The sequence below is a fragment of the Amycolatopsis sp. NPDC004378 genome, from assembly GCF_053602455.1.
In genome coordinates, this window is sequence record NZ_JBSGDR010000001.1 from 723,178 (window position 1) to 739,758 (window position 16,581).

Annotated in this window: 9 protein-coding genes and 1 tRNA gene; 1 reads left to right on the top strand and 9 read right to left on the bottom strand. The window is 64.4% G+C overall.

Annotated elements, in window-relative coordinates:
* Window positions 1–15: 15 nt before the first annotated feature.
* Both ACWEN0_RS03575 and ACWEN0_RS03580 read right to left on the bottom strand, forming a co-directional pair.
* Window positions 16–1,413 carry a hypothetical protein gene (locus tag ACWEN0_RS03575; RefSeq protein ID WP_451968578.1) on the bottom strand — a complete coding sequence of 466 codons (1,398 nt, stop codon included), beginning with the start codon at window positions 1,411–1,413 and terminating at the stop codon, window positions 16–18.
* Window positions 1,414–1,528: 115 nt separating this feature from the next.
* Complete coding sequence (locus tag ACWEN0_RS03580) at window positions 1,529–1,948, bottom strand: hypothetical protein (protein WP_451968579.1); 420 nt, start codon at window positions 1,946–1,948, stop codon at window positions 1,529–1,531.
* Window positions 1,949–2,136: 188 nt separating this feature from the next.
* On the opposite strand from ACWEN0_RS03580, the gene ACWEN0_RS03585 reads away from it, so the two are divergent.
* Window positions 2,137–2,212 (top strand) — tRNA-Arg (locus tag ACWEN0_RS03585).
* 65 nt (window positions 2,213–2,277) lie between these two features.
* On the opposite strand, the gene dpdD is transcribed toward ACWEN0_RS03585, so the two are convergent.
* Genes dpdD through dpdF form a run of 7 tightly spaced genes read right to left on the bottom strand, consistent with a single transcriptional unit; the run spans window position 2,278 to window position 16,532 of the window.
* Entirely contained in the window at window positions 2,278–4,428 is a 2,151-nt protein-coding gene (gene dpdD / locus ACWEN0_RS03590; protein ID WP_451968581.1) for a protein DpdD, read from the bottom strand.
* A complete protein-coding gene (dpdK, locus tag ACWEN0_RS03595) occupies window positions 4,425–4,955 on the bottom strand; it encodes a phospholipase D-like domain-containing protein DpdK (RefSeq protein WP_451968582.1) in 531 nt (176 codons plus the stop codon). Before dpdK ends, dpdD begins: the two co-directional genes overlap by 4 nt.
* The gene (dpdJ, locus tag ACWEN0_RS03600) at window positions 4,952–9,376 is read right to left on the bottom strand and encodes a protein DpdJ (protein ID WP_451968584.1); all 4,425 of its coding nucleotides are present in this window, start codon (window positions 9,374–9,376) and stop codon (window positions 4,952–4,954) included. The genes dpdK and dpdJ overlap by 4 nt, the downstream gene beginning before the upstream one ends.
* Window positions 9,369–10,094 carry a hypothetical protein gene (locus ACWEN0_RS03605; RefSeq protein ID WP_451968585.1) on the bottom strand — a complete coding sequence of 242 codons (726 nt, stop codon included), beginning with the start codon at window positions 10,092–10,094 and terminating at the stop codon, window positions 9,369–9,371. The genes dpdJ and ACWEN0_RS03605 overlap by 8 nt, the downstream gene beginning before the upstream one ends.
* Window positions 10,060–13,173, bottom strand: a complete 3,114-nt coding sequence (locus ACWEN0_RS03610; RefSeq protein ID WP_451968586.1) for a hypothetical protein — start codon at window positions 13,171–13,173, stop codon at window positions 10,060–10,062. The genes ACWEN0_RS03605 and ACWEN0_RS03610 overlap by 35 nt, the downstream gene beginning before the upstream one ends.
* Window positions 13,170–14,063 carry a protein DpdG gene (dpdG, locus tag ACWEN0_RS03615; RefSeq protein ID WP_451968587.1) on the bottom strand — a complete coding sequence of 298 codons (894 nt, stop codon included), beginning with the start codon at window positions 14,061–14,063 and terminating at the stop codon, window positions 13,170–13,172. Before dpdG ends, ACWEN0_RS03610 begins: the two co-directional genes overlap by 4 nt.
* Window positions 14,064–16,532 carry a protein DpdF gene (gene dpdF, locus ACWEN0_RS03620; protein WP_451968589.1) on the bottom strand — a complete coding sequence of 823 codons (2,469 nt, stop codon included), beginning with the start codon at window positions 16,530–16,532 and terminating at the stop codon, window positions 14,064–14,066.
* Window positions 16,533–16,581: the final 49 nt, after the last annotated feature.

Genomic DNA, 16,581 nt, shown 5'->3' on the forward strand with positions numbered 1-16,581 from the left:
ATCCGGGACGCCCAGTCAGCGACGGCGTTTCCTACCCTTCCCTTTGCTGCTCTGGGATCGGGTCACCCCTCCGAGCGGATGAACGTTGCGGACGGGCCGGACCGCCTCGAACATTTCGGCCAACTCCGCGAGCCCCACCCGGTCCGGGTGGCCTGACGCGGGCATCGCTTCCGCGAGGTGAGCGAGTTCATCAGCGGGCACCTCGGCCAACGTCGCGGCCGTCGCTTCCGGACCGGCCGTCTCCAGCAATACGAGGAACTGCTCGGTGATGGCGAGCAGACCTTCGCGTGCATCGAGTTCTTCGAGAGCAAGTGCTCCACGCTCGACCAGCAGCTGAATCGCGATCGGACCCAAGCCCGGTTCAACGCGCAGATCATGCAGTACCGCGTCGCCGTCGGGAAGGGAATCGACGAGGATCTCGAGCATGACGGACGCCCGCGTGCGGAACGGGCACCGGCGGACGGCGTCCAGCAGCAGCGGCAGCCCCGCGTCCCGGCCACCGTGCGCAGCCAGCCAGCCGTCGATCTCCGCCGCGGCTGTCTCTTCGCTGTAATGCTCCGCGACTACGCCCAGCATGGCCGCCGGAGTGGCGACAGCAAGCTCACCCACCACCGGTACGAACCGGCCCTCTCTCCGCAGCCGTTCCCGGACCGCCCAGGTCGCGAGCGGCGTGAGGGCGACCAGCTCGACCGACGGCGCATCGAGGGCGCCACGCAAGCGGTCTTGGACTTCCGGCGAGAGCTCGGCGTTCTCCGGCACCAGGTCCATGGTGTACATCGGATCGGCCGGTCCCGTGGTCAGCGCGACCGCACCGAATTCGGCCAGCTTGGTGAGCAACCGCCGGAACCCGTGGCCGAGCCCGTCCCGCCAGAGCGGCTCGATCGAGGGTGCAAGATCGACGTAAGTGCTCTCCAAACAGGCCAGCCAGGCACTTTCGGCGAGCCGCACCACGGGTATCGGCTCCGGCATCCCGTAGATCGTGTTGAACACATCCGGCAGCACGAAGTCAAGACAGTCGTCGAGCAGCACGGCGTAGCCGGGGCCATCCTTGACCAGCACTCCCCGCTCGGGAAGCGCGTCAAACGCGGCCGTCCACAAGGCGAGAGCGTCCTTCACGAGCGGCGCCGCCTTCGCGACGCGAACCAGCTTGCCCTTGACGACCCGTACGATCCGCGCGCGCTTCGCGAGTTCGAAGAGAATGGCCAGGTTCGGCAGATCGGCGCTGCTGCGGACGCGCTGGACCTCGCCGCCCAGCTCCCATTCGAGCCGGTCACCGGTGTCGAGTAGTGCCACGAGCTCACGGGCGTCGGCGAGTTTGAGGGTGCCGGTACCGGTCAACGTCCGGCCGTCGCCCACCCATTCGGCGAATGTCCGCAGCTTGACCACGAGCGAAGAGCGCTCTGCGGCATCCACGAGCTCCGCCTCCGCCGGCAACGCCACCGGAAGCTGCGGAAGCGCCCGTCCACCCTGCTCACCGACATGCCTGGCGGCTATGTCGGCGACGAGTCCGGCGTCGTAATCGCGGTCATCACCCAGAACTTGCCGACACCGAAGTTGCGCTGGTCGGCCATGGCGGCGGAAACTCGGACGACGCCTTCGCAACGGCCTCCTCGAGGTCGGCCAGGGGGTCGCCCGTGGCGTCGACCAGCTCGGTCTCGTGCAGGTACCGGAGGAAGAGGCGCAAAGTCCCGGGGACGAGCACGGCATCATCGGCGGTGGCCGACAGCGTGCGCGGCACATACGAGAGGAGGAAGTCCCGGACCAGGGCGGCGGTCCAGTAGGCGAGCCGCCCATCGATCGACGTGTGCCGGAACTCAAGGGCGGAGATGACGGCGTACGGGTCGATCTCGCACCCCTGCGCGGCCGCCCAGGTGGTGAAACGGCGGACCAGCAGGTCCTGCCCGGCCTCGTAACCCTCGTAGTCATCCTCGTCGTAGTACGTACGCACTCCGGCTCCGTCCTGTCGGTTGCCGGAGACGGTAGTGCCGAGAACCGCCCGTCATCGACGGTGGCGGTCGACTACTATGGGTAACATAGTAGCACTGATCGCAGCCGTGCAGGTCACCTCTTCAGAACTGCCCGCAGGCCCCGCCGCCCTGCATGCGAACTGTCAGGTAGCCTGACCGGGGAAGGTAAGCCCTCGTAGCTCAGGGGATAGAGCACCGCTCTCCTAAAGCGGGTGTCGCAGGTTCGAATCCTGCCGGGGGCACCAAGTACGTGAGGCTAGAGCCCTTCTGTCGGCTTAGGGCTTGACAGGCAGCCGGGGTAATCGGCCATTCAGGCATCCCTTGCCAACAACGCCTGCTCCAACGCCTGAAGGTAGCTGGACACGCCGCGCCCCTGCGGGCAGATCTGCTTGCTTCTGGGCAGCACCGCGTCGATGGCGCCGGTCGCGGCGTGAGAAGCGTGCCACGTGTCCACGATCATGAAGTCGGCCTTGTCGGCTAGGTTCTTCAGCGCTGATGTGGACACCCGGTCCGCGTTCCCCTCGACCGACTTGGGAGAGCAGAGAGCCTTCAAACGACGCTCCAGGGACTCGGCGGCCCTCGGCAGAAGAGAGTAGACACCTACTAGCTGACCGTCGAGCCTGCTCCACACGACATCGACGCCCGTCGTAGCCGGTGCGAGTTGACGAGGCGGGATGCCGATCTCCACCGCCAAAAGTTCGATTTCCGTGCGTTGACGCAGAGAAGAGCGTTGACCGAAGTCCCGCGCCTTCCCCACGATGGCACTGATGGCTTCGACCCGAACGCCTAGGTCCGCCGACGGGTGGATGAGCAGCAGGTCCGCGAGGCCGATCCCCCAGTCTACGGTGGTCGGGGCGCTGATCCGGGTCCACAGATTCATAGCCTGAGCCACGGCTTGCACGTACCGCTCCGTTGTCGGAGCGCCGGCCAAGACCTGATCCAGCAGCCGAAGGTACGCTTCGCGGACGGGACCGCTGAGGTTGTTCTGCTCAGCGAGCAGAACTTGCACGGCGTCGCAGAACTCTGCGGCGTGCGGCACAGCAGTCACTGTGGCCGCCTCCTCGCACAAGACATCTAGTGCAGCCAGGATTTGTTCCTGATTCGCCCCTTCCCACGCGCCCAGCAGGTTGTAGGCCAGGGCTTCGACCTGTTTCGAGGACAGTTGCTCGATGGAGGTCCATTCACCGTGCTGGGCTCGAAGGACCCGTGCTCCATCCGGCCACGGCTCGCGACTGCCGATCCGTACGCCCCACTCACTCCAGTCTGCGCACCGAGAACCGGCCAACACGGCAAGCTCTTCGATGTCACGGCGTAACCGTCGCCCGGGAACGAGCAGTTCGGCATCGACAAACTGCTGGACAGCCTCGAGTACAAGCCCAGCGCGCGTCGCGTCCTCGGCTTCGAGGATCGACTCCACGGCGAACTCTGCGGTCTCAGGAGTCGGCGCCTGAACGAAAGCTCTGACGACGGCGCCGCGTTGTCCCTGTTCGAACAAATCCCTTATGCCAAGACTTTCCGGCGTCGCGGCCGACAGCCGGTGGCGCGCTATTCCGCGGAGGAGTTCCTGCTCCGACGAATCGACAGCAACCGCGAGGAGCCGCTGCAGCCGCTCCTCATCGTTCAAAGCGGTGGCCACGACGACGCTCAAGGCGCGCCCTGGCTCGGTGTTCGGCACATCGACCGCACTCAAGACGTTTCCATAGCGCGAGCCGAGGTTGTGCTCGGTGTAGATGGCGTCCGGAGCGGCATCACGAGCGACCAGTTCACCGACCTCGGTGCGCCAGATCATCTCCATCAGGTACTCGTTGATCGCCCTGGGCCGACGAGCTCTGAGCAACTCGATCAGGAAATCCTGCCCTCGCAGCTCATCCCACCGACCGAGGGCACCCAGGAGTTCTACCTTCAGAAACCTGAGGTTCTCGGCGCTCAACCTGCCGGTCAGACGCAGGTTGTTCAGCGCGTCATCTGCTTGCCTTCCGTCGCCCTGGGCGAGAGCCAGCCGGAAGTCGCGCAACAAATCAAGGTACTGCGACGGTTGCGGGCGTTTAGCCCTCAACTCCCGCCCGCTGACGGTGGCCAGCATGTCCTCTAAGGCTACGAGCAACCGCTCGCGCGTGGTTGAGCCATTCCGCGTCACGCTGGCCAGATAGCCGAATCCAGCTTCCACCAAGTACTTATCCACCTGTTGCGCATCAGGCGCCAGCGGCGTTGTTTCGAAATCCGCTTCGGCGGGTCCGAGGAATCCCCTGAGCACCTCTCGCCCACGTCGCTGCCCCTCGGGATCCCTTGAGATCAGATAAAAACCTCGGGGCAGGCGGTTTACCGGCGCAACGAGCCATCCCCCAGGCCCTCCATCCCAACTGCGAGCCTGCTCTTCGACGAGCAACTCGACCCTATCACGGAAGTCCTTGAACTGCTCGGCGTCTCCCATGCACCGCTGAAGAAGCTCGGTAATGTTCACAGCACACCGCCGAACCGGTCGTACGCATCCATTCTGGCTTGAGCGACATATTCAGTGTCAGTCTTAAGTTCGACCTGTTCCTCCCGGATGAAGATCCCGTTGAAGGTGATGTTCATGCTGCCAGCCAAGGCGTAGTCATCACCCGTCAGGGCCTTCGTGTGCAGCCTTCCACTGTAGTCCGTCTGGATGTCGACCATCTGCTCGATGTGGAGGTCCCTGCGTAGGAGTTGCATTCGCCGAATGAAGGTACTGTTGGCCAAGTCCGGCGTGGTGGCGATGACGACGTTCGTGCCAGCCATGGCGAGCGTGCCCAGCACTTCGGCTAGTCGGACCACCCTTTTCCCGTAGTGCGCTAGCACTGGATACGTACCAGCCGAGTTATCGATGATCTCCACGTCGGAAATCCAAGGCGATACCAGCCATAAGCACCTGCTGGGAGCAATCAGTTCCGCCGTGAACAGGGCGTTTAACAAGTCGAGCACATCGCCGGCGCTTTGAGCCTTAGACTTGCGGATGACGCGCGTCATAGTGCCTCCCGCAGCAGCAGTCGGAGCTCCACAGTGCGAGTCGAACGGTTCAGGCCCACGACGACAGGATGCGTCAACAGCGTTCCCGCCTCCACCGGAAAGGTTTGCAGGTCGAGAAGAACAGTGCGAAGTACGGTGTGCTGAGCATGGCCGATCCGGAGTATCAATTCTCCGTGTTGAAGCAGAGCCTTGTGCACCTGACTACGGCTCTCATCGTCCCAGCCGACGATGTCGACGGACTCGGGCGAGAACTGCAACTGCTCACGCAACCGGTCGAACGAAATCTCGGGAACGCGGCTGTACGCGGCCGACGGCGGCTGCGGCACACGTCCCCAAGGCCACAGCACATTGGCCACCGCTCGAGCACGTCGTTCGGGCTGCACGTCACCACCACCACCGAGGCGCAGGACCCCATCCAGGACTTGATCCCCGCCGACCAATGCACCGAGAGTTCGCGGATCCACCACAATCCCCTTATCACGCGTGACACGGTCCCGAAGATCGAGCCACGAAACGAGAGTAGCGAGCAAGTTCGGGTGAGCACCGGGGCCGGCGATCCGAGTGCTCAGAGCCGACCGGGCAGGTCCGCCGAGGTTGATGTCGTGACGGCTCGCTGCCTCCTCGACCGCTCGCACTGCTTCCGCGACTGCTGTGTGCCCTTTCCGCCAAGCCGCGCGCAGACGCGCTAGCGAATCGACGACCTCGGGCGATTTCAGCCGCACCAAGGTGCTCAACTCCTCGTCCGCGGTGTCGGCGGTCGTGGGACGGAGAGAATCCTCCAACGCGCGGCCGAACGCGTCCGGGGCTTGAACAAGCACCCGATGGAACGTCTCCGCTTGACCGGTGCCACCGGGTGAGCGTTCCGTCAACCAGAATACGTCGTCCTTGCCGGGATCGAGGTCGATTGTCAACTCTTCTGGATCCACCCCGGGGCACCGAGCTGCCAGCGCGTTGAGCACCAATGTTGCTGCGGAGAGCGTGTACCCCCGCCGCCACCACGCCAGCCACGGCACGGTGCGCTGGGCGCGGAAGACCTCTTCGGCAGACTCCCGGACGGCTGTGAGTACCTGATCATCGACAAGCCAACCACGCCATGAGTTCGCGTCAAAGCCCTCGTGATCGTCCGCTTTGAGCAGCCCGAGGATGTCTGCGGCCGACGTCATCCGCTGCGTCCACTCGTCCGCGGACGCGGGTGCACGCTTGCCGTCGGGCGTACCGGCGATCACCAAGGTCACGACCTGAACGAGCCTGTCACGATCGAACACGGACATGGGCTCGGGCAGGTCCGCCTCGGCAGTAAGGAGGTACCTGAGCCTGCTTGTTCGTTCCGCGGGCGTTGGATCATCAGGGACATCAGGCACACGGACGATCCCTGTGACTGCGTCGCAGTGGACGTCCACCCCGACGGCGCCGGGGACCCAGTCGTCCCGAACCCCCGTACCGAAGACGAGCCGGACTGGTCGCGGCGCGGGGCCAGTCTGGTCCCACATCGTTCCGCGGGCCGTCCTGGCGAACCTGATAGTGCGGACACCGCCGCCTTGGACGTGCAGATGGAAGCTCAGTTCCGTGAGAAGCCGATCGGTGCCCCGTCCCAGGCTCACGGCGATGCCATGCCCCAGCGGTGTCACGTGGAACTCCCAGTCGGGGGCGACCGAGGAGGAGTCTCGAACGTCGCTGGGTACGGGTTCCAAAGTCACCGCGGTCGGCCGGTACACGGTCACCCGAGTCCGATCAACGGTGACAGCGTCGACGAAATCGGCCTTGAAGGTCGAGTCCACCTCGACCTGGATCTCGGCCTCACCGGGGATCTGGGCGGGAAGTGGGACCCAGTGCCGCTTGTTCTCAGCGTAGACACCGAAATGTCTGCTCACGTTGCCCGGGCAAAATTCGCGTAACGCGCGCAGGGCCGGCAACTGCTCCACCTGTGGGCGATTACCCCGGCCAGGTACCAGCAACTCGACGTCGGGCACCATCAAGTCGTCGAAGAGGTTTCCGGGAACGAAGTCCCGTAGAGGCGTCCTCGTCTGCAGACGGATATCGTCATCCGCCGGCTGCTCACCACTCCACTGCTGCTCCAGTCTACGCCGTATGGTGGGGACAACGGCTAGGAGCAACGGCCTCGGCGACTCCCACAACAGCGTGTCGACGATCGACTCGGCGAACTCGTCGGAACCAAGGGCCAGTGCATCGCGAAGGTGCTTGCGCAGACGCTTGCGCTCCGGCCCCGGCCGGAGCAGTTGCTCCAGCTTGACCATCAGCTTCCGCTGGCGCTCACGCGCCTCTTCCTGCGCTCGAGGGTTGCGGAACAACTGCTCGGCGGGACCGGCGAGGTCGACCCACGTGGATTGTCGATTGGTGTAGCGCAACTCCACCGCCAACCAATCGAGCAACGAGTAGACCGCTTGGATCCGGAGCACGTAGAGATTTTCCAGCGGTAAGTTGCGCGGCGGGAGCTCCGGATCGAAGAGTGCGTCGTAGGCGTCCCACACCTGGCGATCGCGGCCCCAGTCACTCAGCACCACAACAGTCCACGGACGAGTGAGCGGATTACGTCCAGCACGGCCTTTGCGCTGGAGGAACTGTGCCGCGTCATGAGGCGCCTTATGCTGGATGACCGCGCCGACGCGGTCGTCGTCAAACCCCACTTCCAAAGTGGCGGTCGCCACCACGACTTGAGCATCGGACTCGACACCTCTGTCCTGAGAGCTCGTGCGACCGACGCGCAGCGAACGGTCCGCCTCCAGGCCGTAGCCCAGTTGCTCCGGCAACCACCACCACTGACCATCGGCGTCGCGCCCGACGGCAGGCTCACGGTGATCGGGGTTCAGCGCACGTTGTTCTGACGCCCGGAGATGGGCAAGGGTTCGCGGCCTCCGCCCGCGCCACCGATTGGCGCCGTTGACGTCTTCGGCATCCGACAGGTCCCAGTACAACCGGTTCGTGCTGTCCAACTTGTCGGTGAAGACGAAGGCGCGCTTACCAGCCACTCCATCGGACGTCGGGGGTGGCTCTATCGGGTCGTCGATGAGGCTGTCAAGACACCGAGTCAGGGCCATTGCAGTCTGGATAGTCGCTGACAACGACCCGGTTTGGGAGTATGGATTATGCCGCAGAGCCAGGAGGTACTCTGCACCCGAATCCACCAACTCCGCCGGGTCCGGCTGCACCACGGTCACGTCCGCAGTAGAGATGCCAACCAGACGCGAGAAGAATTCACCCGCGTTCAGAAGAGTCGCTGACAACCCGACCCACACCGGCTTGCGGCGCATAGCATGCGTCAGGCGCCGAAGGAGCAGAGCGTTCTGCGCGCCCGTCGCCCCTTCATATGTGTGCACCTCGTCCAGGAGAACCGCCGCAAGGGTCGCCGATGGCTTCACGGACGACACTCCGACGCCGAACGCGGCCAGGTTGCCCGGTGCCGAGAGTTGGCGGTTGAGTGATTCCGTAGTCGTCAGCATGACGGTAGCGGGACTGTTCAGCGCGCTGCTCCGGGTCAGGCGCAGACGGGTTCCGTCGATCCTGCCATCACACTCCGCCCTCGCACAGAACAGCCGCTCGCGAGCCGGCTTGGCTTCGAGATCCGCTCCGCGCCAAACAAGATCGTCACCACACACGAGGCACCGCAGGAACGGGCACACGTAATCGCGGTCTTTCCTGGTCCAACTCTTGCGCACCTGCTGGGCGTCGGACGGCGTCTGGCCGAACCAGGTGGCCAGGCTGATCGCCGGAGTCCCCAAGCCTGCGCGTGGCATCCGATCGAGGTACTCCAACAGCGCCCGCAACTGATCCTTCAGCAGCTCATTGCGGGGGTAGAGAGCCAGGGCTAGGGTCCCCTTGACCTGCTGCGCGGCCAATTGATCAGTGAGCCACGCCAACAACGGCAGATAGAAGGCGAGCGTCTTGCCGCTACCCGTGCCGGCCGAGATCATCACACCAGCCGCGCGAGCAGCGCTGAGAGCGGTCAGCACCGCTTCGGTGCTGCGTCGCTGAAACCCGGACAACTCGGGAGGCGCAATGGTCATCGCGGCTTCGTACCCAGCGGCGCCCAGTCGGCCCCGCACCTCATCGAGGACAGCCTCAGCCGGAATGTTTCGCGCCGGCCTGCGTCGCGGACGATGAAGGAACCTGTGGTCGAGAATGAGCGGCTTGCCTTCGCTCACCCGCCTACTGCGGTAGGACTGGCGCAGAGTGGCCAGCAGACGCACCGTTTCAGCACTCCGTGACCGATAACCTCCGTCGGGAGTGCGCACGATCAACAGAGCGTCCAGCAGGCGATCGAACTCGGCTTGCCCTGCCCCCGACTCGGCGAAGATTCCGAGCACCTCGTCGGCCGTCCACTCAGCGCCGACGGCTCCCCACGCCAGCAACTCCACTTCCCGAAGTTCGAGCGCCGTCAGCGCCATCAAGTTCAGCTCATCCACGTGCCTGCCCCCGTCCCTTTCCGGCAACGATGATGCGAAACTCGTCCACTGCGGAGTTGACCGTGAGCCAGGCGAGGACTTCCGGTGTCAACAGGTCGAGTGGAGCACCTGTCCCCCTTGCTGCCGCCGTGAGGAAATCTCTCACATCGTGAGGCAGTTTGTCAGCCAGTCGGTCAAGGAGGTCGGCAGCGGCACGAGCTTTGGCGACCGATTCCTTGTCGGGAAGTTTGCCGCGGGAGACGTTCAACTGGGCCAGGGCTTCGTCGAGCCTTGCGGCCTCCTCGGCCAGAGCGGGAGCCGCACCGAGGACGCGGACCAACTTGCGGAGATCCCCCGCGTTGCCCGCGAGGTCGGTCACGTACCCCTGCCACGACGTACGGATTTCAGTTTCGGCCTGCTTGAATACTTCTTCGAGCGCATTGCGCGCACGGCTCCACTGACGTGGATCGATGGACTTGCGCGCGGACTTCAAGTCTGTGAAAACCTTCGACGGGACGTCGAGAGATGACCACCAGGTCCCGTGTCCGGCCTCGGCCGCCTCGACGAGATCAGCCAGTTGGTCGAGACACCGATGCAACTCGTCATCGACGGCCGTCAGGTGAGAGAGGCGATCTTGGATCTGCTTGTCGTTTCCCGCGCGATCGACGGCCCGGCGTGCTTCGGACAACCACGTCGGCACTGAGTCAACCACGAGCGCCACCGTTGCCAGCGAGTACACGAAGACGCTGCTCTACCTCGATCAACTTCTCGTGCACAAATGCCTCCCGCTGGTCCAGGTCTCCCGATTCCGGAGTGTTGTGGGAGCACTCCTCACTGGTCAGCGCAGCGGTTTGCCGGATCACTTTAAGCGCATTCGCCACCCGGACTGCGGTGCGCATCCAGCGTTGGATGCGCACCGCTTCGTCACCAGCCGGAACACTGGCGTCGACCTCCCACCGCTGCGGCAAGTCGATCGGCGCATGCTTGAGCACTTGCACCGCGTCGGAGAACTCGCTGTAACCATCACGTGGGCGGAAGAACTGACTCTTCAAAGCGCGGCTACCGAATTCCTCGGCCTCTTTGGCCACGACGCGGACTCTGCTGCCGCCGAGGATATCCTCCACCGTTTCGAGGGCTTGACGTGCTTGCGCGACGGTGTCATCAGCACACTGCCTCACGGCGGCGAGCAATGCGGCCGCCTCGGCGGCCAGGATCGGTTCCGCCTCCCTGAAGCCATCTGCTACCCGCTGGAGATAGTGGGTCGGTCTCGCAAGTGCGACCTCGAGGTCTTGGTCAAGCACGGTCACATCGATGAGTTGCGGGCCTCCAGACCCTTGGCGCACGGAAGCCAGATCGCCGATGAGGCTCGAAATCGCCGTCTTTTCCAGCAGTGTCCGGGCAACGTTATCGACAGCGGACCACGTCGAGGTCGTGGGCTCACCAGACGTCGGCACGACAGACAGGCATGCGCGGAGGCCGGTCGCCGAGCCCAGGTCGACGCCCGCACACACTAATGCGATCGCGCGCGCCGCAACGGCGGCGCGCGCGAGATCCCTGGTGTTCCGCCTGGTCAACACCTCGGCGCGGACCTCACCGGCCCACTCGTCAAGACGCTGTTCGAGGGTCAGCATGAGGTCCACTGGGTCGTAGCCGGAAGGCCAGGGCCAGTGGCCCTCGTCCGGAAACCAGTGGCCGTGCTCTGCGAACCACCGAACTGCCGCGAGCACCTTCACGTCGTCCGAATTCCGTTCGAAGCGAAACCGGACAGCATTGCGACCCGCAGTTCGCCCGTACGCCTCATCGCCGAAGTCGAACGACGTGACGGCGAAGATGTTACTGATCAATTCTTGAGCAATGCTGCCCGAGTGTACGAGATCGTGGTCGAGGTTGAGCCGTCCCTTCACCAATTCGTACACCGTTTTGCGGTAAGACTTCACGTCCGGCTCAGAAAGCCGGCCGCCGGTCTCCCACTTGAACAGGTCCGGTAACGGGCTTTGCGCCTGAAGTCGCCCGGGCTTCGGACGTTCAGTGGCTCTCCCGCTTGTCACACCGATATGCTCCGCCGGAGCCTCCGGGGGGACCGCAGGACTCCCGACTGCTCCATCTCCCAGCACGTCGGCCAGCTTGAACGCTTCCACGACCGCGGGCGCCAAATCTTCCTCGTCACCCCACAGGACTAGTGCGCGGTAGAGGCGTTCGGCTTCATCACCGGTCCTTCCGGCAAGGACGACCTGCTTTGGGCGAGTGATGTCCGAGTTGAACTTCTCGAAGGCCAGAGCGTGGGGATATGTGCCACAACCGATGTGGTGATGAGCTTCGCGCAACGACTCGGAAACGCAGACGTCCAGGTCGCTCCTAGGAGTGGCGGACTCCGGCAAGGGCCTGTCCAGCGCTCGCCGCATCGCCGTCTTATTGTACGGGTAAAGGCCGACTGCACCCAGCCCCGGAACCTCAACCGCCCCAAAGTCGGAATGGCATCTGCTTCGCATTGGGCAGGGCGTTCCGTACTCGTTCGAGTCGCAGGCGTTCCTCACCCAGTCCTGGTCATCTTCGACCGAGGCGCGGCGCCAAGCGGATTCGACCTCGTCGCGCCCGAGACGCACGAGGTTGAGGTAACGAGAGAGGAATACTTCGCGGTCCTTCAGAGCGTCGTCAGCGACCTTGAAGTGGTGGGTCAGCCGTGACCGCACGGTGCCCACGATCCTCTCGAAAGGCCCGTCGGTCACCGCGAACACCACCCGTAGGGGCGCCGTGCTAGAACCCGGCTGAGTTGAGAACTGGTCGTAGAGTTCGCCGTCGATCAGACCGAATTGGGCCAGATCTTCGAAGAGCAGCACGAGTTCTTTGCCCTCGTGATGGAGGAATTCACGGGCCTGCCGGAAGACGACGTCCAAGGTTTCGCCTTGCGTCGCACGCAGACCGAGAGCCCTGAGCAGCGCCTCCTGCACAGCTTCATTGAGCAGGTCAACAGCTGCCTCAGGATCCTGGAGCACGAATGTCCAGAGGTCCAGAAGCTCTTCGTCGCCCCGCAAAGCGGATCGGACGCCGGGTTCCTTCAGCGGCAGGTCGCCGACCTCGAACCGGCTACCTGCCCCGTCACGCCGGGACGTCTCTGCGTGGACCGAATTCACGATGTTGTCGAGCACGCCGCCCGGGCGCAGCAATGCCTGGTTCACTGGCGAGACCGCGAGCAGGTCGGCTAGTCCATGTCGCCGTTTGCCCTGGTCGTCCGGCTCGCCGAGCAGATTGTTGCGGTCCTCACGCCTTCCCTGTTCGTCCTCCGTCTCCGCTGCCTTCGGCTGCTGTGGCTCCAGAATCCAGGTGAGTGCGTACCGCATCTCCTCCAGGAGACGGTCGCGCAACTCAGCCGGACTGGCGCGGATCACCGCGGCGTCGACCCGCTCCAGCATCTCCTGCCCGCTGTCTCCAGGAAGGCCCTGGACGATGCGGCGGAGCAGGTCCCTGATCGTCTGGATCGCCCGGGGCACGTAAAGCACGTGGAAGCGTTCTTCGTCGAGTTTGAGATGCGCGTGCACCCACCGAACCACGTGGCTCTTGCCTGCGCCCGGGACGCCAGTCACGGCGATGAGCGTGTTCCGGTCGGGATCGCCTGTGGCGGCCATGAGCGCCTCGAGGACGTCACGCTCGCTGCCGTCACCGTCGACCACTTCGGCACCCCGGACGTGCGTCAGCGACATCGGGGAGTGCGCCGCCAGGAACACGGCGTCGGCGTCACCGGGCAACGCACCGATGTCAGAGTAGACGGTCTTTCCGACCGCATCCGCGTGCCAGCACCGGAAGCCCTGCATCGTGGTCATGCCACCTCCTCCAAGATCCGCACCTTGCTGACGCGCTTGCTCTGATTTCCCAAGCGGACCAGCACGGCGTCCACGGCGTCTTCCGACGGAATCAATTCGATGAGGCCCGCGCGTGCGAGCTTGTGCAATGCCAATGCAAGCGAGCCACTGACCACCGACGCCTGTCTGGTCGGCAACCCCGGGACCAACTTGGTCAGTTGAGGATCACCCAGCACTGGCAGGGTGGAATACACCTGACGGAGCCACTGCTCGGCCGGCAGAGATCGGGGAAGGCGCGGCAAAATTCGCCGAATCGCGCCACTGCAATCGGGGATCAGGAAAGAGCGCTTGGAACTCAGCGAACTCTCGACGGCCAGACCGAGGCTTGTCGCCCAACGGCAAAACGGGATCCACTGGGTCCCGTTGTTGATCTCGGAGTCAAGTCCCGCTTTGATGATCGAGTCTTCCGCTCTTTCACCCCAGTTGGTCGATATGGGCTCGAGCGGATCCTGCGCAGCCAACCAGACGAAACCTAAGGCGATGTCAGAGACCTTGTCTCCAGTCTCGGCCGCGGCAACGGCCCGCGTTCCGAGAGTATGCAGCACACTGCCGTAGAACGCTCGCGTGCTGTCAGATGAATCTTCGAGGGTCCTCCTATCGACGGCCTTGGACAGCGTCCACAACGGTGGTTTGCCCTCGGACAATTCGACAAAACCCAGGCCTTTGCCGACAGCCAGTGCGGGCCCCAGCATGCCGCTTCTCAAGTCGGTCGGCTTCACGAGGGATCCGGGCTGAAGGGCCTCCCTGAGGTCGTCACTGTCTTGGCCCTTGGCCTGCGAAGCGAGGTACCGGCACACGACCAGTAGAGCCTGCGCGCTGGCGCGGGCATGCGTGTCGAGGAAATCCAGCACTCAGCCTCCCAGTATCTCAAGTGCAGTGTCGGCGTGGACCGCCCTGAGGTCGCGGACCACATGCCGACCGTCTATCCGAGCATTCGGTCCGACGAGCAGGACGTCGACAACGCTGACATCCGGATCTCGGTTGCCGAAGCGCGCCCTCGCGTTGAGCCAGGCAGCCGGCACCCTTTGATCCGGGTGGTAGACCACGAAAGACGAAAACGGCGTCAAATCCACGGGGTGGACCGAATCCGGATCAACGAACAGCCAAGGCGCGTCCGGCAAGGTGTCTCCGATCCTGCCCGCGACGTGGTTAACGCCCCGGCGGACCAGGGCACGGGCCAGTTTCGGAGCCACGTCGGCGTGCCGGTCCGTCCACAACAACACTGGAGCGCTACCGCTTCCGACCGCTTCGACCAAGTCGGACAACCTCGCACCGGTGGTCGCCGGAACGGGCCAACGCTGCGGAGGACGCGGCGGAGGGTCGTGGGGCGGTCTAACGCCGCGGCGCCGGCAACCGGGACACCGGCCACACCTGGATTCCGGCTCGACGTACTGGGCTGCCACGCCGAAAAGGTCGTAGCCGGTAGGGCCCGCTCGGTAGTACTCAGCGATCGCGGCGCACGCCGGCGACTCCGCCACGACAACACTCTGCATGGCTGTCAATGCGTCACGAGACCGCTGCCACTGCGCTTTCTGCCATGTCGCCCACTGTCCAGTCCAGAATGATTCGTCGCCCGCGATCGGCCGAAGCAGTCCGACGGCCACCCAGTCGTGCTCGCCCTCATCGGTCGACGTGAGGAAGTCTTCGACGTAGACCCTGTGGCGCCGGAGGACATCCAACTCGACTAGCCCTTGAATCAACTGGGCATTCCATCGGCGGTTGTATGACCCCTCACCGATCGTGCCACGATTGCCTTCGAGATCCAGCAAGTGGACGTCGTGCTGGTCCTTCGCATGCGCCCACAGGTCGTTCCAACGCACGTTTGCGTTCTCAGGCGTGAGGACTTTCGTCGTCAGGCTCTCAGCCTCCCGCAAATCCACTGACTGTGCGGTGAGCAGGAACTCGCCCGACGCCTGCCCGTCACGCCCCGCGCGTCCCAGTTCCTGGTACCAGCGGTCCACTGTCTCCGGCAGGCAAGCGTGCACGACTGTCCGCAAGTGGGGGTAGTCGATCCCCAACCCGAACGCAGACGTCGCCACGACGAGATCTGTTCGAGGCGCTGCATCCTCCTCGCCGCGGAGCGCAGCAAGCACCTCTGCGCGGTTGTCGACGCTGGTCTTGCCGGTCACCTCCGAAATACGATGGTAGCCGCGATCTCGCAACCGCTCAATCCAAGAACGTACTACCTCCGGTTTGGTCACGTAGAGGACTGCCGGCCTCGGTGTGTTGGCGAGTGTCTCGAACACCCGCTCGTCCCGCTCGTCGGGATCATCCGAGTCCGCGATCCAGATGTCGGGCTCAGGGCGTAGCGCGTTGGCGGCGATCAACGTCGTAGGACCAGGCTCCCCGAACAGCTTGTGTAGGTCTTCGAGCTCATCCGCGCCCAGAGTTGCGCTCAGGAGCAGAGTGACGGGCAACTCCTCGCCGCTCGCGCGGACCGCATCGAACAACTCCGCACGGAGGTAGCTGAGCGTACGGAACTCCGGACGAAAATCACGTCCCCACTGGGTGACGAGGTGCGCTTCGTCCACCACGATGCTGCCCAGACGACCGTTCTCGGCCGCCTCTAGCAGCACAGCGCGTAACGCCCGGCCTACCGATTCCGGCGAGGTCACCAGGATGGGCTGCCGGCCCTCACGCAGGGCCGTACGAATCCGCTCCCGTTCGTTGCTGGGCGTTTTGCTGGTCCAAGCGAACGTCATGGCGTCCTTTTTCGCCCTCGGGTGCAGTTTCGAGTAGTGATCGCGGAAACGCCGTTCGAAATCGGACGCTAGAGCCACGGTAGGCACGATGACCAGACAAACGGCGTGGTCCTTGCGCTTTGCGAGACAGAGAGCGACCTCTGTCTTCCCTGATCCGGTCGGGAGCATGGCGATGACCGAACTGCCGGGCGGAACCGAAACCACGGCTCGGCACGCCGCTCGTTGTCCCGGCGTCCGGTAACTCTTGTACCTGGTCAAGCGCGTAAAGAACGGGTCCGCGGCGATATCGGCCGGGGTGAAGCGGGTTGAAGCCAGCGCCCCCGTGTTCGCGGCGGCATCCGGCACACCGGGTTCGTCCAGCCACGTCGGCGCCCACGGCATGGCATGCCAGACATTGCCCCGCTCCTCACGCAACCAAGTTGCACCGGCGACCGGCCGTAACCGCTCCGACAACGAGTCCGCCACCACAACCCGCTCGACGCGCTCCTCGCGCAGGCTCGAGCGCCGTAGAAGTTGGCGGAATAGCACCGCCAGGTCCATCCCTCCGGCCGACCGCGTCGAGACCACTTCGGCCAACCTCACGTAGAGGTCGTCCGTGAACGGCTCAGCCAGAGCCACGCCAGGGTCTGCCAGTAAGGCCCTCATTCGCTCGTTCTCGGCAGAGGCA